We start from the raw sequence: 16613 nt of genomic DNA on the forward strand, positions 1-16613 counted from the left end.
TGGTGTCGGCTAGCCGTTGAAGACGGCTTTCTGCACGTCGTTCGGCCCGTCGAAGCTGTTCTCCTCGAGGCCGTCGAGACGGCTCACGACCTTGTCGTCGGCCTTGTTCTGGCGGGCACGGTCGACGAGCGACTTCTTGTCCGCCGGGTAGTCCACACCGCTGAGGGCCTTCTGCAGGTCGATGGGGCTGAGGTCAGCCATGGCAGGCTCCTTGTCGTACTGATCACTGGGGCGGAATGTCCGCTATGTCGCGGTACCCCTCTCCGTCCGGCGCATGCGCGCGTCAGCGCGCCGTCCGCTCCAGCACCGCCATCGCCGCGTTGTGCCCCGGCACCCCGCTGACCCCTCCCCCGCGCACCGCGCCCGCCCCGCACAGCAGTACGTTCGCCTGCCCGGTCTCCACGCCCCAGTGGCCGGTGCCCTCCTGGGCGTGGGGCCAGGCCAGCTCGCGGTGGAAGATGTTGCCGCCGGGCAGGCGCAGGTCGCGTTCCAGATCGAGCGGCGACCTGGCCTCGACGCAGGGCCGCCCGTCGTCGTCGGTCGCCAGACAGTCGGCGAGGGGCTCGGCCAGGTGGGCGTCGAGTTGGGCGAGGGTCGACTTCAGCAGTTCCTCGCGTACGGCGTCGTTGTCACGGGCGAAGAGGCGGGCGGGCGTGTGCAGGCCGAACAGGGTGAGCGTGTGCATGCCCTTCGCGGCCAGGTCCGGGCCGAGGATCGTGGGGTCGGTGAGCGAGTGGCAGTAGATCTCGGAGGGCGGGGCGGCGGGCAGCTCGCCGGCCGCGGCCCGGGCGTGCGCGGTGGCCAGTTGTTCGTAGCCCTCCGCGATGTGGAAGGTCCCGGCGAACGCCTCGCGCGGGTCGGCCGCGGGGTCGCGCAGCGCCGGGAGCCGCGTCAGGAGCATGTTGACCTTGAGCTGGGCACCCTCGGCGGGCGGGGGCGGCGCCTGTCCCGTGAGCGCCGCCAGTTCCCGCGGGGAGGCGTTCACCAGGACGTGGCGTGCGGCGGCGACACCCTCGCCGTCGGCCGAGCGGTAGGTGACCTCGGCCGTGCGCCCGTCCGTGTCGATCCGCACCGCCTCGTGCCCGGTGGCGAGCACGGCGCCCGCCGCGCGCGCCGCGCCGGCCAGGGCGTCGGTGAGGGCGCCCATGCCGCCGACCGGCACGTTCCAGGCGCCGGTTCCGCCGCCGATCACGTGGTAGAGGAAGCAGCGGTTCTGGCTCAGGGCGGGGTCGTGGGCGTCGGCGAAGGTGCCGATCAGGGCATCGGTGAGGGCCACGCCTCGTACCAGGTCGTCCGCGAAGTGCTCCTCGATCGCGACGCCGATCGGTTCCTCGAACAGTGCCTTCCAGGCGGCATCGTCGTCGACCCTGCGGCGCAGCTCGTGCCGGGTGGGCAGCGGCTCGGTGAGGGTCGGGAAGACCCGCCGGGCGACATGTCCGGTCATCGCGTAGAAGCGCTGCCAGGCGCCGTACTCCCGCTCGGAGCCCGTGAGCCGGGCGAACGACTCCCGGGTCCGCCGCTCGCCCCCGCCGACGAGGAGCCCGGTGTGCCGTCCGTTCCGTTCGACGGGCGTGTACGAGGAGACGGTGCGTCCACGCACCCGGAAGTCCAGGTCCAGGTCCCGCACGATCTTCTTCGGCAGCAGGCTGACCAGGTACGAGTACCGCGACAACCGCGCGTCGACCCCGGCGAACGGCCGGGTGGACACGGCCGCGCCCCCGGTGTGGTCCAGCCGTTCCAGCACCAGCACGGAACGGCCGGCCCGTGCCAGGTAGGCGGCTGCGACCAGGCCGTTGTGACCACCGCCGACGATGACGGCGTCGTAGGCGCGGGATGCTCGGGGCTCGGTGGGCGGCGTCATGGCTCTTGGTAACACGGGGCGGCGGTGGGCTGCCAGAGGTACGGCGGGGCAGGGACCGGGCGGCGCGCGGGTGCCCGCGGGCCTGGACGCGTGCGGCCGGCCGGCTCGGGCGTCGAGGGCGCGCCGGCTGCCCGGACTTACCGGCGCCGCGGGGCGGCGCGGGGCGGCGCACGGCGCGGGGCGGCGCACGGCGCGGGGCGGCGCACGGCTGGTCCCGGATCGACGCCCGGCCGAAGCTCGGCACGGACCGAACGCGACACAGGCCGAACCCGGCGCGAGCACGGACCCGGCACGAGTCGCCTCGGACGTGCCGTGCCCGGTCCGGTTCAGCGTGCCCCCGCGCCGCGCAGTACCGCCACCCTGCGGTACAGCTCCACGGCCTCGGCGCCGCGGCCGAGTTGTTCCAGGCAGTGGGCCTCGTCGTCGCGCCCGGCGAGGGTGTCGGGGTGGTCGGGGCCCAGGACGCGTTCGCGGGCGGCGGCGACCCGGCGGTACTCGGTGAGGGCGGCGGCCCAGCGGCCCAGCCAGCCCAGGCCCACGGCGACCTCGCGGCGGCTGACCAGCGTGTCCGGGTGGTCGGGGCCGAGGACGCGTTCACGGATCGCGCACACTTCGCGGGACTCGGCGAGGGCCTCCTCCCAGCGGCCGAGCCTGCCGAGGTTGACGCCCAGGCCGTGCCGGGCGCGCAGGGTCTCGGGGTGCTCGGGGCCCTGGGCACGGGCGCGGTCGTCGATCAGCTTCTCGTAGAGCGCCAGCGCCTCGGTGCTGCGGCCGAGGCGGCCGAGGCTGATGCCGATCTCGTAGCGGGCGGCGAGGGTGTCGGGATGGTCCGGGCCGAGCGCCCTCTCGCGGGCCTCGGCGACCTCCCGGTAGGTCACCAGGGCCTCCTGCCATCGGTCCAGCCTGCTGAGTTCGTAGGCCACCTCGTAGCGGGTGACCAGGGTGTCCGGATGGTCGGGGCCGAGCACGCGGGCGCGGGCGGCGGCCACCTCGCGGGCCATGCGGTGGGCGTCCTCGGGCCGGCCGAGTCGGCCGAGGTTGAAGGCGAGGTTGTGCCGGCAGCGCAGGGTGTCGGGGTGGTCGGCGCCCATGACGCGCTCGCGGGCCGCGAGGACCGCCGTGTAGACCTGGTGGGCGTCGGCGTGCCGGCCCAGCCGGCCCAGGGCGTACGCCATCTCCTGCCGGACGGCGAGCGTGTCGGCGTGGTCGGTGCCCAGCACCCGGATCCTGGCCTCGGCGACACGTTTGTACGCGCGCAGTGCGTCGGCGGCGCGGCCCGTGCGGCTGAGGGTGAAGGCGACCTCGTAGCGGCTGGCCAGCGTGTCGGGGTGGTCGGGGCCGAGCAGGCGCTCGCGTTCGTCGGCCACCGCACGGTGCACCTCGCCCGCCTCCTCCCAGCGGCCGAGCCGTCCCAGGCTCAGGCCGGCACCGTGCCGGCCGGCCAGCGCGGCGACGTCCTCCGGCGCCGGGGCGGGACGCTCGTCGGGGCCGGGTGCGGCGGCCTCGTCGCCCGCGGGTCGCGGAATCCACTCGCCGGACAGGCCGGCGGCCGGGTCCGGGGGTGTGGAGCGCGGCCCGGTGCCGGTCGCCTTGTGGCCGGTGGTCATGCCGCGGGTCCAGGACGGCAGCGCGGCCCGGCCCCCGACCGGCTGGGGCGTCCGTGTCCGGGCCGCCACCACGGCCGGGACGTACGCCGGTGCCGTGCGGCCGGCGGTGATCCGGCGGCCCAGTTCACGGGCGTCGTCCGGGCGCTGCTCGGGCTTTTTGGCCAGCAGGTCCAGGATGATCCGGTCCAGGTATCCGGGCAGTTCGGCGCGGTGGGTGCGGGGCGGCTCGGGCTCGGTGTCCCGGTGGCCGACGAGGATCGCCCAGGCGTCGTCGAGGTCGAACGGCGGGACGCCGGTGGCGATCTCGTAGAGCACGCAGCCCAGCGAGTACAGGTCGCTGCGCCGGTCGACGTCGTCGCCCCCGATCTGCTCGGGCGACATGTAGTGCGGGGTGCCCATGGCGATGCCGGTGCCGGTCAGCCGGGCGGTGAACCCGACGTCGTGGCCGAGCCGGGCGATGCCGAAGTCGCAGATCTTCACGGTGCCGTCGGCCAGCCGGACGATGTTCGCGGGCTTCAGGTCGCGGTGCACGATGCCCTGTTCGTGGGTGTAGGCGAGCGCGGAGGCGACCTGTTCGGCGATGTCGACGACGTCGGGCACCGGCAGTGGATGGTGTTTGCCGTCCTCCAGGAGCCGGCTCAGGTCACGGCCCTCCAGCAGCTCCATGACGAGGAACAGCACACCGTCCGACTCACCGAAGTCGTGCACGACGGTCACCCCGCGGTGCTGGAGCGCGGCGGCCACCCGGGCCTCGCGCCGGAACCTCTCCCGCAGGACGCGGGTGAAGGAGTGGTCGTGCTGCGTGCCCAGTGGCTTGAGGCACTTGACGGCGACACGACGGCCCAGTGACTCGTCCCGCGCCCGCCACACCTCGCCCATGCCGCCGCGCCCGATCCGCTCCAGCAGCCGGTACCGGCCCTGGATCAGCGTGCTGTCCCCCATCTCGCCGCCCGCCCCCGTAGCAGTCCGCCCCGCCCTCCCCTGGCCGGTCCAGTATGGCGGCTTATGGTGCGAGTTTGTATGGTGCCGGGCGCGCGGCCGGTCCGAGCCGCTGCATGGCGCGCAGAATGTGTTTGGGCGGCAGCTGCCAGCGCAGACGTGCGGGGATGCCGCGCAGCAGAGTGCCCGTCGCGCGCAGTCGCCGGGTGACGGTGGCGGGTGCGGGGGCCGGTCTGCCGTAGAGCTCGTGCGCGTACCGCGGTAGGGAGTCGTACGCCAGATGTGCCACCCGCCGCCACAGCAGCTCGCGTGCCGGGACCAGGAGGGGGTGCGTGGGCGGGCGGAGCAGGAAGTCGTCCACCTCGTGCGCGTCGTCGCCGGCGGCCAGTTCGGGCCGTACCCGCGCGAAGTAGGCGGCCAGCTCGGTCCGGCTCGCGGGCACGGCGTCGGGGTCGAGTCCGACCAGGCGGGCGCTGTGCCGGTGTTCGGCGAGGTAGCGGTCGGCGTGGGCGTCCGTGAGCGGGAGCCCGGAGCGGCGCAGCACGTGCAGGTAGGAGTCGATCTCGGCGCAGTGCACCCACAGCAGCAGCGCGGGTTCGTCGACGCCGTAGCGCTCACCCGTGTCGGGGTCCGTCGCCCCGAGCATGCGGTGGATCCTCCGCACCCGGGCGCCGGCCCGCTCGGCGGCCTCGGTGGTGCCGTACGTCGTCGTGCCGACGAAGCTCGCGGTGCGCAGCAGCCTGCCCCAGGCGTCGCGCCGGAAGTCGCTGTTCTGCAGCACGCCGCGGACGGCGCGCGGGTGCAGGGCCTGGAGGTAGAGGGCGCGGATTCCGGCGATCCACATCATCGGGTCGCCGTGCGCCTGCCAGGTCACCGAGCCGGGGCCGAACAGTCCCGGATCGTCTGCCGGGTCACCGGCCCGGTCACCCGTCGGTATGGCCGTCATACCGGCAGGCTAACGCCCCGCGTCCGGCCGGCCCCAGGGCCTCAGCGCAGGGTGGCCAGGAACTCTCCGCAGGCCCGGGCGCAGGCGCGGCAGGCCTCCGCGCTCTCCTCGGCCCCCGGGTGCTGGTCGAAGACGTGCGCGCTCTCCAGGCACACCTGTCGGCACCACTCCAGCTGGACGCGGATCGCGGCCTCGTCCACCTGGTTCTGTTCGGACAGCACCCGGCAGGTCGCGTCGCACACCTCCGCGCACATGATGCCCTTGCGTCGTACGAGTTCCTGGTTCTCGGTCCCGTCCGGGTCCACGAGGCTGGCCCGCAGCGCGCACGCCCGTGCGCACTCGGTGCACGCCTGTGCACAAGCGAAGCGGTCCTCCAGGAAGCGGACCAGTTCCTGCTGGGAAGTCGTCGTCGAGGTCACACCGCGCGGGTTGCCGCTGCGGAGTGCGCCAAACCGCCGGGCCCGTTGTTCCCAAGGGCCCCGGCCCGTTTTCGGGGTGCGCTGCCGGGCACCCGTGGACTCTTCCGAAGCTGGTGACAGCGATGACGTCGACCGCACACGGAGGTGCACGACATGCCGGGACGACAGGAACTGCCGTCGACCCTGGAACGCTCCCCCCGAGAGGCCCAGCGCACCTGGATCAAGGCCCATGACTCGGCCGTGGAGGAGTACGGCGAGGGCGAGCGCGCCCACCGGGTGGCGTACGGTGCGCTGAAGCACAAATACGAGAAGGTCGGCGACCACTGGGAGCGCAAGGAGGGCGGCCGCGAGGGCCCTTCCGACCCCCAGTCCGGGCGGCCCCGCGGGCAGGGCGGACGCAGCGGCGAGGGCGTCGACGAGAAGGCCTCGAAGGAGCACCTGTACGGCGTCGCCAAGCGACTGGGTGTCGAGGGCCGGTCGCGGATGTCCAAGGCGGATCTGCTGACGGCGATCCGGAAGGCAAACCGTTCGCGGACGCGAGCGGCCCGGTCGAGCTGAGCTGGTTGGTGGCCTGGTCCGGGGGTACCCGCGCCCCATGACCAACGCATGGATGGACCTGGCCGTGAGCTCCAGCGGCATCGGCATCGGCATCGGTGCCGCGGCCGTCGTGGTGGTAGGCCTGCTGATCGGCGCGTTCGCCTTCGGAAGCCGGCAGAAGCGCAAGGAGTCGCCCCCGCCGCGCCCCGAGCAGCAGCCCCGTATGCCCGACGGGGGGCCCGTCCACGAGACGCGGGAGCGGCGGGAGCCCGACGAGATGACCAAGAGCGACGACCGGACGCTGCCGCACGATCTCGGGCACCAGGGCAGCCGTACCGCTTCCGATCAGGAGCGGCCCCGCTGGGACGAGGGCAGCAGCGGTTCGTTCGGCAGCGGCGGACCGGGCGGGCGCTGATCCCGAGCACGTCGTACAGAGGAAGGTGAGAACCATGGCCGACCCCGCTCGCAACACCCTGCCGTTGCCGGACTACGACCAGCTGCCGATCGGCGGGCTGGAGAGCCGGATCCGGTCGCTGGACACGGAGCAGGTGGAGGATCTGCTGGCGTACGAGAGGTCGCACGCCGACCGCCTCCCCGCCACGGAGGTGCTGGCGGCCCGGCTGGAGCAGCTGAAGTCCGGTGCGGAGCCGTCCTCCGGCGATCCGAACGCCGTACGCCCGGAGCAGGGGCAGGGCCGCACGGGCTCCCCCGTATCGCCCGCGACCTCCCCGGAGCCGTTCTCCCCGCCGCCGCACGGCACCCCGGACCAGCCGGGCAAGCCGAAGGGCGACCGTACGTAGTCGGTGTCCGGAGCGGGCGTAGTTTCCGGCACGGGCGTCGGGGAACTCATGCGCCGTGCTGTTGCAGAGGAGAAGGGCCCGCGCGGGTGCGCGGGCCCGCTACGCGGCCGAACACACCGTCAACTGGGCCGACGGGCGACTTCCCGTCTCCGAGGGCGGTGGGCTGCTGCGCAAGGCGTTCCCGGAACACTGGTCCTTCCTGCTGGGCGAGATCGCCCTGTACAGCTTCGTGGTGCTGCTGCTGACCGGGGTGTGGCTGACGCTGTTCTTCAAGCCGTCGATGACGGAGGTCGTCTACGACGGCTCGTACGAGCCGCTGCTCGGGCTGACCATGTCGGAGGCGTACCGGTCGACGATGGACATCAGTTTCGACGTACGCGGCGGGCTGCTGATCCGTCAGCTGCACCACTGGGCGGCCCTGGTGTTCCTGTCGGCCATCGGGGTGCATCTGCTGCGGGTTTTCTTCACCGGGGCGTTCCGCCGGCCGCGTGAGGTGAACTGGCTGATCGGCGTGACGCTGTTCGTGCTGGCGCTCGCCGAGGGCTTCGCCGGCTACTCGCTCCCCGACGACCTGCTGTCCGGGACGGGGCTGCGCATCGCGCAGGGCATCATGCTCTCCATCCCGGTGGTGGGGACGTACATCAGCATGTTCGTGTTCGGCGGCGAGTATCCCGGCGACGACGTGATCCCGCGGCTGTACTCGCTGCACATCCTGCTGCTCCCCGGACTGCTGCTGGCGCTGGTCACGCTCCATCTGATCCTGGTCTTCTACCTGAAGCACACCCAGTGGGCGGGCCGCGGCCGAACCAACCGCAACGCCGTGGGCAAGCCGATGTTCCCGCAGTTCATGACGAACTCGACGGGCTTGTTCTTCATGGTCTTCGGCGTCCTGACGGTGCTCGCGGCGGTGGCGCAGATCAATCCCATCTGGGCGTACGGCCCCTATCGGCCCGACGTCGTCTCCTTCGGCTCGCAACCTGACTGGTACGTCGGCTTCCTGGAGGGGGCGCTGCGGCTGATGCCGCCGTTCGAGACGGCGGTGGCGGGGCACACCGTCATGTGGAACGTGCTGGTCCCCGCGGTCGTGCTGCCGGGCGCCCTGTTCGCGGTGCTGTACGCCTACCCGTTCTTCGAGCGCTGGGTGACGGGCGACCACTCGGAGCACCATCTGTGCGACCGGCCCCGGGACAAGCCCGTGCGGACCGGGCTGGGCGTCGCCGCGATCTGCTTCTACGGGGTTCTCCTCCTCGCGGGCGGCAACGACATCCTCGCCCACGTCTTCGACGTCTCGCTCAACCTGTTGACGTGGGTGTTCCGGATCTCCCTGGTGCTGCTGCCGCCGATCGCCTTCATGGTGACCAAGCGTGTCTGCCTGGCACTGCAGGAGCGGGAGCGCGAGCGGCTGGCCGAGGGCGAGGAGACGGGCGAGCTGACGCAGACCCTGGCGGGCGGCTACGTCGAGAGCCACGCGCCCCTCGACGCCGAGGAGCGGTACGTGCTGCGGTCGCGCGCGGAGCCCGAGCCGCTGGCGCCGACGGCACCCGACGAGAACGCACCGCCGGTGGGGCGGCTGCGGGCGACGCTCAGCGAGTGGTACTACGGCGACCGGGTCGACGTCGAGGAGGAAGAGGAGACGGAGTCCGAGCCGGGATCCTCCTCGGGCGAGTTGGAGCGCTGAGCGCCCCGGCCCGCGTACTGGAACACGAGGCCGAAGACGGCCAGGGCGAGCACGCCGAAGCCGATCAGCGCGAGCCACAGGCCGTAGACGACGCCGAGGGCGAGGACGACGGCGCCGAGCGCGGCGACGATGGGCCAGGGGCTGTGCGGCGGGAAGAAGTCGAGTGGACCCGCCGTCTCCATGACCTCGGCGTCGCCGCGGTCCTGCGCCCGGGGACCGCGCTTGCGGTGCTGCGCGTACAGGAAGAACGCGACGAGCGAGGCCATCAGGAAGGCGAGGGTCAGTGCGGCGGTACCGGCGGGCTCCTCGGAGAACCAGCCGTACCCGGCCGCGGTGACGGCGAAGAAGGCCGCCACGCCGGTGAACAGACGGGCTTCGGTCTTCACTACTGGTTCCTCTGCTCGTTCCTCTGCTCGTTCCTCTGCTGGTGCCTCTGGTCGTGCCGGCCGATGTCGGGGTGGTGCAGGTCGAACGCCGGGGACTCGGAGCGGACCCGGGGCAGCGACGTGAAGTTGTGCCGCGGGGGCGGGCAGCTTGTGGCCCATTCGAGGGAACGTCCGTAGCCCCAGGGGTCGTCGTGCTCCACCCTCGTGCCGTACTGGCGGGTGCGCCACACGTTGTAGAGGAACGGCAGCGTGGAGAGGCCGAGCAGAAAGGCGCCGATGGAGCTGATGGTGTTCAGCGCGGTGAAACCGTCCGCCGCCAGGTAGTCGGCGTAGCGGCGGGGCATGCCCTGCTGGCCGAGCCAGTGCTGGACGAGGAACGTGGTCTGGAAGCCGACGAAGAGCGTCCAGAAGTGGATCTTTCCCAGGCGTTCGTCGAGCAGCTTGCCGGTGAGCTTCGGCCACCAGAAGTAGAAGCCGGCGAACATCGCGAAGACGACCGTTCCGAACAGCACGTAGTGCAGGTGGGCGACGATGAAGTACGAGTCCGTCAGGTGGAAGTCCAGGGGCGGGGAGGCGATGAGGACACCGCTCATGCCCCCCAGCAGGAACGTCATCAGGAAGCCGAACGACCACAGCATGGGCGTCTCGAAGGACAGGGAGCCGCCCATCATCGTGCCGACCCAGTTGAAGAACTTCACTCCCGTCGGCACCGCGATGAGGAACGACATCAGGGAGAAGAACGGCAGCAGCACGGCGCCGGTGGCGAACATGTGGTGAGCCCACACCACGGCGGACAGCATGGTGATGGCGATGGTGGCGCCGACCAGGCTGACGTAGCCGAAGATCGGCTTGCGGCTGAAGACCGGGATGATCTCGGAGACGATGCCGAAGAACGGCAGCGCGACGATGTACACCTCGGGATGCCCGAAGAACCAGAACAGGTGCTGCCACAGCAGCGCCCCGCCGTTCGCCGCGTCGAAGATGTGCGCGCCGAACTTCCGGTCGGCCTCCAGCGCGAGCAGCGCGGCGGTGAGTACGGGGAAGGCCGGCAGCACCAGGATCGACGTGAACAGCACGTTCCAGGTGAAGATCGGCATCCGGAACATGGTCATGCCGGGGGCGCGCAGACACAGGATGGTGGTGATGAAGTTGACCGCGCCGAGCGTGGTGGACACACCGGTCACCACCAGTCCCATGGTCCACAGGTCGCCGCCCGCGCCGGGGCTGAACACCTCGTTGTTGAGCGGCGCGTAGGCGAACCAGCCGAAGGCGGCCGCTCCCCCAGGCGTCAGGAACCCGGCCACCACCATCAGGCCGCCGAACAGGTACAGCCAGTACGAGAGGGCGTTGAGCCGGGGGAACGCCACGTCCGGGGCGCCGATCTGCAAGGGCATGATCGCGTTGGCGAACCCGGCGAAAAGAGGGGTCGCGAACAGCAGCATCATGATCGTGCCGTGGACGGTGAAGAGCTGGTTGTACTGGTGGTTGGTGACGAGCTGGAGTCCCGGGCGGGCCAGTTCACTGCGCATCAGCAGGGCGAGGACGCCGCCGAAGAGGAAGAAGCCGAAGGACGTCGTCATGTAGAGGTTGCCGATCACCTTGTGATCGGTCGTCGTCGCCCACCGGGCCAGCGCCCGCCCGAGCGTACGATTCGTCCGCTGCCGCGCCGGCATCCGGCGCGGCGGCTCGGTCCTCCTGTCCACCGCCATGCGGCGGAGGGTACCCAGGCGCTGCGGGCTCAGTCGTACGGCCACGCCGGACCCGGTGTCAGGCGTCCGGCCCCTCGTCGGCACGGAAGACGTCGTCGGTGTGTTCGCCCAGCTCAGGCGGTGCGAGCCGGTAGCTCGCCGGGGTGGCGCCGAGGCGGATCGGATGGGCCACCTGGCGGGTACCGCCGACGTCCACCACGGCCTCCACGCCCAGCCGTTCGGCATACGCGAAGGCCTCGTCGAGGGCGTTGACCGGGCCGGCCGGCACTCCGGCCGCGGGCAGCACGTCGGCCCAGTGGTCGGCGGTGCGGGTGCGCAACCGGTCCTGGAGGAGCGGGCGGAGTTCACTCCGGTGGGCCACGCGGTCGGGGTTGGTGCGGAACCGGGCGTCGTCGGCGAGTCTCGGTGCGCCGAGCAGCGCGGTGAGCGCGGCGAACTGCCGGTCGTTGCCGACCGCCAGGGCGATCGGCCGGTCCGCCGTGGGGAAGGTCTCGTACGGGGCGATGCTCGGGTGGGCGTTGCCTAGCCGGCCCGGGACTACGCCCGCCGCGACGTAGCCGGAGGCCTGGTTGGCCATCGCCGACAGCAGCGAGCCGAGCAGGCTGACCTCGACGAGCTGGCCCTCGCCGGTGCGTTCCCGGTGACGGAGGGCGGCGAGGATGCCGACCGTGGCGTGCAGTCCGGTGATGACGTCGACGAGGGCCACGCCCGTCTTGGTCGGTTCCCCGTCCGGTGCCGGCTCGCCGGTGACGCTCATCAGCCCGCCGACGGCCTGCACCAGCAGGTCGTAGCCGGGCAGTCCGGCGCCCGCTCCGGTGCCGAACCCGGTGACGGAGCAGTAGACGAGCCGCGGGTCGGCGGAGCGCAGCTCCTCGTGGCCGAGGCCGAGCTTCTCCAGGGTGCCGGGGCGGAAGTTCTCCACCACGACGTCCGAGCCGGCGATCAGCGCGCCGGCCCGGTCCCGGCCCTCGTCGGTGGTCAGGTCGAGGGCGACGGACCGCTTGTTGCGGTTGACGCCCAGGAAGTACGTGGAGGTGCCGGAGGCGTCGGCGGGCGGACGCCAGGCCCGGGTGTCGTCGCCGGTGCCGGGCCGCTCCACCTTGACGACCTCGGCGCCCAGGTCGGCGAGGAGCATCGTCGCGTACGGCCCGGCCAGCACACGGGAGAAGTCCGCGATGCGCACGCCCTGGAGGGCCCCGGCGCCGTGCGTGCTGTCGCTGTCACTGCCGGTGTCGATGTCGGTGTCGGTGTCGGGTGTGCCGTTCTCGGGCGGGGTGTTCATGGGCATGGCGCGGCTCCTCGTGGGGTCCGGTTCGCGGGCTCCGGTCTCCTGATCGGCATGCGCGCTCACCGGTGTCCTCACACGTGACCTGCGCCACGTGTCCCCCGGACTGAACGGGCTGCCTTCCGATCGGTCCACAGGAACGGTGAGCGGGAGGTCCGGCCGTCCGGTCGCCTCGTCGGTGCCGGTGCGGTGGCAGCCGGGCGGCGGTTCGTCTGTGCCGTTCAGTTCCCGCCGGAGCCGGCCGTCCCACTGTTCCGGTCGGCCTCGCGGGCCTCGCCCGTCGGGCAGTCGTCGCTGGACCGGCCCGCCAGCCGGCCGCCGGGCTGCTCCACGGTCACCTGCGCGCTGCCCAGCGCCGGGTCCTGGCGCAGACGGGCGACGGCGACCGTGCAGGCCAGCTGGTCGACGGCCGTGCCGCTGAGACTCCCGGCGCTCCGCGGCAGCTGGACGACGACCGCGGCTCCGTCGGCCCGGATGGTGGGCACCACGGAGGCCGGCGGCAGTTCGGTCGTCAGCCCCCTCTTCCGCTCCCGCTCGTCCGGACCCTTGAGCAGCATGAGTACGGTGCTGCCGAGGTCGGCCGCGCCGGGCGTCGTGCGGGTAACGGCCACCAGGGAGCCGTCCGTGACGAAGTAGAGCGGGACCGTGGTGAGGGGCACGGCCACGGATTCGGTCGGCGACGGGGTGGGGGCCCGGCCCGGTTCCAGGACGCCGGTCGCGGGCTCGCCCGCCTCGACCACACCGGTCGCGGGGATGCCGCAGGCGGAGAGCGGGAGCAACGCCGCCGCGAGCAGGAGGGTGAGCCGGAGCCGGGCGCTGCCGCCGGCCGGTCTCCCGCCCGGGGTCGCCGTGGTGGCGGGTGGTGGCGTCGGCGGGTTCATGGTCGTTCCTCCTTCGCCGCGTGCGGCACCCGGTCCTCCGTCGCGTCCGGCCGCAACGGGAGGACGACCGTGAAGACGGCCCCGCCGTCCGGGTGGTTGGCCGCCCGGACGGTGCCGCCGTGCAGGCGTACGTTCTCCGCGGTGATGGCGAGCCCGAGGCCGCTGCCCTCGCTCCGCGTCCGGGCGCTGTCCGATTTGTAGAAGCGGTCGAAGACATGCGGCAGGACGCTCTCGGGGATGCCGCCCCCGCCGTCGCCGACCACCACGACCGCCTGCCTCCCCGCGTGGGGGTCGTCCTCTCCGTAGAGGTGCAGGCGAACGGGGGGAGCGCCATGGCGAAGCGCGTTGGCGACGAGGTTCGCGACGACGACGTCGACGCGGCGCGGGTCGACCCGGCCGCGCAGCGCGCCCGGTTCCGGGAGGCAGGCCTCCACCGTGTCCAGCCAGCCACGGGAGGCGAGCGTGCGCCGTACGGACTCGGCGAGGTCGATCTCGTCGAGGTGCAGGGCGGCGGCGCCCGCGTCGAACCGGGAGATCTCCATCAGGTCGTCCACCAGGCCGGCCAGTTTCGTGGTCTCCTCGCTGATGAGGCGTACGGCCATCGCGGTGTCGTCGTCGAGGCCGGCCGCGTCCTCGTCCAGCACGTCGGTCACCGCCGACATCGCCGCCAGCGGGGTGCGCAGTTCGTGCGAGACGTCCGCGGCGAAGCGGCGGGCGCCGGCCTCCATGCGCCGCAGTTCCGCCACCGACCCCTCCAGCGCGGCGGCCGTCTCGTTGAACGTGCGGGACAGGTCGGCGAGTTCGTCGGAGCCCTGCACCGCGAGCCGGGTGTCCAGGCGGCCCTCGGCGATGCTGCGGGTAGCCCGGCGCAGTGCCCGCACCGGCCGCAGCACCCCGCGCGCGGCCAGGAGGGCGATCAGCACGGCCAGCGCGAGAGCGGGCACGGTGGCGCGTTCGATGGCGGTGACCAGCGCGTCGACGTAGCCCTGCTCCTCCCGCTGCGGCACGGTCAGGTAGACCTCCAGTCCGGAGGCGCGCCGCTCGGTGGTGTACTCGCCCGCGAACGTGACGGGCATGCCGACGACCAGTGAGGGGTGGCCGTCCCGCGTCACCCGCTGGAACACGGTGGCGCGGCGGGTACGCACGGACTCGCGCATCGCCGGGGACAGTTCCCGGAAGGAGTCGCCGGGGCCGGAGGTGGCGCTCGCGTCCCGGTAGGCGACCAGCACCCGCCAGTTCTGGGACCGCCCGCCGCGCGACACATCGACGGCGAACGACCGCAGGTCGGACTCGTCGGGCGGGAACCGGTAGTTGGGGACCAGGGTGTTGACCCGGTGCCGGAAGTCCTCGATCACCGTGTCCTGGCTCTGCTGCAGGACGCCGGTACGTGCCTCCCGGAAGGTCAGCGCGCCGGTGGTCACCGTGGCCACGACGGCGACCAGCGTGAAGGCCACCACCAACCGCACGCGCAGGCCGCTCAGCGCGCGCGGTACCCCGGGAACTCTCACCGGGTCCCGAACCGATAGCCGAAGCCGCGCACGGTGTGGACGTATCGGGGTCTGCCCGCGGGTTCGCCGATCTTGGCCCGCAGACGCTTGACGCAGGCGTCCACGAGCCGCGCGTCCCCGTGGTAGTTGTGCTCCCACACGGCTTCCAGAAGCTGCTGGCGGCTGAACACCTGCCCGGCGGAGGCGGACAGCGTGAGCAGCAGCCGCAGTTCGGAGGGACCGAGGGCGACGGGCCGCCCCTGGTGGGTGACGGTGAGTCCGGCCCGGTCGATGACCAGATCACCGTGGCGTTCGGTACGGGGCGTGCCGTGCTCGTCCGACGCGCCGCCCACGCGGCGCAGCACCGCGCGGATGCGTGCGTCCAGTACGCGGGCGCGGACCGGCTTGACCACGTAGTCGTCCGCTCCGGCCTCCAGCCCGACGACGATGTCGGTGTCGTCGCCGCGGGCGGTGGCCATGATGATCGGCACCTGGTGGTGGGCGCGTATCCGTCGGCACACCTCCAGGCCGGGCATGCCCGGCAGCATCAGGTCGAGGACCACGGCGTCGGGCCTGAAGAACCGCAGCTGCTCCAGTCCGTCCTCGCCCGTGGCGGCCGCGGCGACCTCGTGTCCCTGGCGGCGCAGGGCGAGGCGCACGCCCTCCCGGACGGCGCGGTCGTCTTCGATGATCAGGACCCGTGGCATGGATCTCAGTATGCGTATGAACGTGCGAACGTCCGCGCGTGGGTGGCGGCTGTTACACAGCGGTCCAAAAGCCGTCCACGGGCGATCACACGGCGAGGGCACGCTTCCTGATCATGAACGAGCACCGATCGACGTCCTCGCCGACCTCCGGCTCGGCCCACCGACGCGGCCGCGGCAGCCGCGCCCGCGTCCGACGGGGCGGGAAGCCGCCGAGGCTGTGGGCGGGTCTCGTGGCCGGCGTCGTGCTGCTGTTCGCCGGCGGTCTGGTCCTCGAGGAGCGCGCGGACACCTCCCCTCGCTCCGTCGACGCGGGCGATGCCGCCGGGCCGTCCTCGGCGTCCGAGCGGCCCGCGTCGCGCAAGGTCGTCGAGACGGAGGAGGGGAAGGAGGACGAGCCCGAGGTCGAGGTCGGGAAGGAGAAGAAGGAGGAGGATACGGACGGGAGCCCGGACGCCGGCTCGATTCCGTCCTCGGGCCCGGGGACGTTCGCCACCGCGAGCGGCGGCGGCGAACGGGTCGGCGGGAGCGAGCGGACGCTGACCTACGTGGTTCAGGTCGAGGACGGCATCGGGATCCCGGCGCGGGACGTCGCGACCGAGGTCGAGCGGATCCTCGCCGACGAGCGGGGCTGGACGGCCGACGGGAAGGTCGGGTTCCGACGGGTGTCCGGCGGCACGTCCGACTTCCGGGTACGGCTCGCCACGGCGGAGACGGTGGACGACATATGCGGCCAGTACGGTCTGGACACCGGCGGCGAGGTCAACTGCAACGTGGGGCAGGACGTCATGGTCAACCTCAAGCGGTGGCTGCTGGCCACGCGGTACTACGCGGACGACGTGACGTCCTACCGGGCCCTGATCATCAACCACGAGGTCGGGCACTTCCTCGGCCACGGCCACGAGGGGTGCCCGGGGGCGGGGCGGCCCGCTCCGGTGATGATGCAGCAGATCAAGGGACTGCACGGGTGCCGGACCAACGTCTGGCCCTTCGACAGCGAGGGCCGGCCCGTGACCGGACCGGCCGTCGGCTGAGAAGACCTGGCGTACGCCTAGGGCGGCCGCCTCGGACGGGCTCCGGCGCTCAGGCGGTGGTGGCCCGCTCCACGGTGTCCGCTCACCGGCGAGCACGTCGGCGCCCGCCACGGTCAGCCGCCTGCGGCGGACGTACTCCGAGAGCGGGATGCCGTTCCAGCACCCCGGACTCCTTCCCTTTCGCTCATCACGTCAGGGAGCCCGCGTCCTTTGGCACCCGACGTCCTGTGCCCGGCGCGGTCGGGTCATGCCAGGTCTCGCGGCGCCGAGGAGCGCACAGCGGCAGCCCGCCGGCGGAGGTCGTCGGCAGGCTGGTGGCCGCGTCGTGGTGCCGAACCGG

Annotated in this window: 16 protein-coding genes; 5 read left to right on the forward strand and 11 right to left on the reverse strand. The window is 72.6% G+C overall.

The annotated features are described in order from the left end of the window. Positions 1-9: 9 nt before the first annotated feature. From ACIQ6R_RS11525 to ACIQ6R_RS11545, 5 genes are all read right to left on the reverse strand, one after another. Positions 10-201, reverse strand: a complete 192-nt coding sequence (locus tag ACIQ6R_RS11525) for a DUF2795 domain-containing protein (RefSeq protein ID WP_404185625.1) — start codon at positions 199-201, stop codon at positions 10-12. An 82-nt stretch (positions 202-283) separates the two neighbouring features. Next, on the reverse strand, positions 284-1861 hold the full coding sequence (locus ACIQ6R_RS11530) for a phytoene desaturase family protein (protein WP_404220456.1): 1578 nt from the start codon (positions 1859-1861) through the stop codon (positions 284-286). Positions 1862-2187: 326 nt separating this feature from the next. Then, positions 2188-4410 carry a tetratricopeptide repeat protein gene (locus tag ACIQ6R_RS11535; RefSeq protein ID WP_404220458.1) on the reverse strand — a complete coding sequence of 741 codons (2223 nt, stop codon included), beginning with the start codon at positions 4408-4410 and terminating at the stop codon, positions 2188-2190. Positions 4411-4471: 61 nt separating this feature from the next. After that, on the reverse strand, positions 4472-5353 hold the full coding sequence (locus tag ACIQ6R_RS11540; RefSeq protein WP_404220461.1) for an oxygenase MpaB family protein: 882 nt from the start codon (positions 5351-5353) through the stop codon (positions 4472-4474). Between the two features lie 41 nt (positions 5354-5394). Continuing rightward, a complete protein-coding gene (locus ACIQ6R_RS11545) occupies positions 5395-5772 on the reverse strand; it encodes a four-helix bundle copper-binding protein (RefSeq protein ID WP_404185616.1) in 378 nt (125 codons plus the stop codon). A gap of 153 nt (positions 5773-5925) precedes the next feature. Between ACIQ6R_RS11545 and ACIQ6R_RS11550 the strand changes: the two genes are divergently transcribed. Genes ACIQ6R_RS11550 through ACIQ6R_RS11565 form a run of 4 tightly spaced genes read left to right on the forward strand, consistent with a single transcriptional unit; the run spans position 5926 to position 8787 of the window. After that, complete coding sequence (locus tag ACIQ6R_RS11550) at positions 5926-6330, forward strand: ChaB family protein (RefSeq protein ID WP_404185613.1); 405 nt, start codon at positions 5926-5928, stop codon at positions 6328-6330. 37 nt (positions 6331-6367) lie between these two features. After that, on the forward strand, positions 6368-6724 hold the full coding sequence (locus tag ACIQ6R_RS11555; RefSeq protein ID WP_404185610.1) for a DUF6479 family protein: 357 nt from the start codon (positions 6368-6370) through the stop codon (positions 6722-6724). A gap of 34 nt (positions 6725-6758) precedes the next feature. Beyond that, complete coding sequence (locus tag ACIQ6R_RS11560; protein ID WP_404185607.1) at positions 6759-7109, forward strand: hypothetical protein; 351 nt, start codon at positions 6759-6761, stop codon at positions 7107-7109. Positions 7110-7164: 55 nt separating this feature from the next. Next, positions 7165-8787, forward strand: a complete 1623-nt coding sequence (locus tag ACIQ6R_RS11565) for a cytochrome bc complex cytochrome b subunit (RefSeq protein ID WP_404220463.1) — start codon at positions 7165-7167, stop codon at positions 8785-8787. Here ACIQ6R_RS11565 and ACIQ6R_RS11570 read toward each other — a convergent pair. From ACIQ6R_RS11570 to ACIQ6R_RS11595, 6 genes are all read right to left on the reverse strand, one after another. Further along, on the reverse strand, positions 8706-9173 hold the full coding sequence (locus ACIQ6R_RS11570) for a cytochrome c oxidase subunit 4 (RefSeq protein ID WP_404220465.1): 468 nt from the start codon (positions 9171-9173) through the stop codon (positions 8706-8708). The two genes, ACIQ6R_RS11565 and ACIQ6R_RS11570, sit on opposite strands and share 82 nt — an antisense overlap. Beyond that, positions 9173-10927 (reverse strand): cytochrome c oxidase subunit I, encoded by a 1755-nt coding sequence (gene ctaD / locus ACIQ6R_RS11575; RefSeq protein ID WP_404220467.1) that lies wholly within the window; start codon positions 10925-10927, stop codon positions 9173-9175. The genes ACIQ6R_RS11570 and ctaD overlap by 1 nt, the downstream gene beginning before the upstream one ends. Before the next feature lie 13 nt (positions 10928-10940). Next, entirely contained in the window at positions 10941-12164 is a 1224-nt protein-coding gene (locus ACIQ6R_RS11580; RefSeq protein ID WP_404221336.1) for a CaiB/BaiF CoA transferase family protein, read from the reverse strand. A gap of 224 nt (positions 12165-12388) precedes the next feature. Next, complete coding sequence (locus tag ACIQ6R_RS11585; RefSeq protein ID WP_404220469.1) at positions 12389-13048, reverse strand: hypothetical protein; 660 nt, start codon at positions 13046-13048, stop codon at positions 12389-12391. Next, positions 13045-14556: an ATP-binding protein gene (locus tag ACIQ6R_RS11590; protein WP_404220471.1), complete on the reverse strand. Its 1512-nt coding sequence runs from the start codon at positions 14554-14556 to the stop codon at positions 13045-13047. The genes ACIQ6R_RS11585 and ACIQ6R_RS11590 overlap by 4 nt, the downstream gene beginning before the upstream one ends. Continuing rightward, positions 14553-15242 (reverse strand): response regulator, encoded by a 690-nt coding sequence (locus tag ACIQ6R_RS11595; RefSeq protein WP_404185588.1) that lies wholly within the window; start codon positions 15240-15242, stop codon positions 14553-14555. The genes ACIQ6R_RS11590 and ACIQ6R_RS11595 overlap by 4 nt, the downstream gene beginning before the upstream one ends. A 113-nt stretch (positions 15243-15355) precedes the next feature. Between ACIQ6R_RS11595 and ACIQ6R_RS11600 the strand changes: the two genes are divergently transcribed. Continuing rightward, positions 15356-16273: a DUF3152 domain-containing protein gene (locus ACIQ6R_RS11600; protein WP_404220473.1), complete on the forward strand. Its 918-nt coding sequence runs from the start codon at positions 15356-15358 to the stop codon at positions 16271-16273. Positions 16274-16613 lie beyond the last annotated feature (340 nt).

It is taken from the genome of Streptomyces sp. NPDC096048 (assembly GCF_044763415.1).
Classification (GTDB): domain Bacteria; phylum Actinomycetota; class Actinomycetes; order Streptomycetales; family Streptomycetaceae; genus Streptomyces.

Coding starts and splice junctions, on each gene's coding strand:
- ACIQ6R_RS11525 (WP_404185625.1), bottom strand. CDS start 201: ATGGCTGACCTCAGCCCCATCGACCTGCAGAAGGCCCTCAGCGGTGTG.
- ACIQ6R_RS11530 (WP_404220456.1), bottom strand. CDS start 1,861: ATGACGCCGCCCACCGAGCCCCGAGCATCCCGCGCCTACGACGCCGTC.
- ACIQ6R_RS11535 (WP_404220458.1), bottom strand. CDS start 4,410: ATGGGGGACAGCACGCTGATCCAGGGCCGGTACCGGCTGCTGGAGCGG.
- ACIQ6R_RS11540 (WP_404220461.1), bottom strand. CDS start 5,353: ATGACGGCCATACCGACGGGTGACCGGGCCGGTGACCCGGCAGACGAT.
- ACIQ6R_RS11550 (WP_404185613.1), top strand. CDS start 5,926: ATGCCGGGACGACAGGAACTGCCGTCGACCCTGGAACGCTCCCCCCGA.
- ACIQ6R_RS11555 (WP_404185610.1), top strand. CDS start 6,368: ATGACCAACGCATGGATGGACCTGGCCGTGAGCTCCAGCGGCATCGGC.
- ACIQ6R_RS11560 (WP_404185607.1), top strand. CDS start 6,759: ATGGCCGACCCCGCTCGCAACACCCTGCCGTTGCCGGACTACGACCAG.
- ACIQ6R_RS11580 (WP_404221336.1), bottom strand. CDS start 12,164: ATGAACACCCCGCCCGAGAACGGCACACCCGACACCGACACCGACATC.
- ACIQ6R_RS11585 (WP_404220469.1), bottom strand. CDS start 13,048: ATGAACCCGCCGACGCCACCACCCGCCACCACGGCGACCCCGGGCGGG.
- ACIQ6R_RS11595 (WP_404185588.1), bottom strand. CDS start 15,242: ATGCCACGGGTCCTGATCATCGAAGACGACCGCGCCGTCCGGGAGGGC.
- ACIQ6R_RS11600 (WP_404220473.1), top strand. CDS start 15,356: ATGAACGAGCACCGATCGACGTCCTCGCCGACCTCCGGCTCGGCCCAC.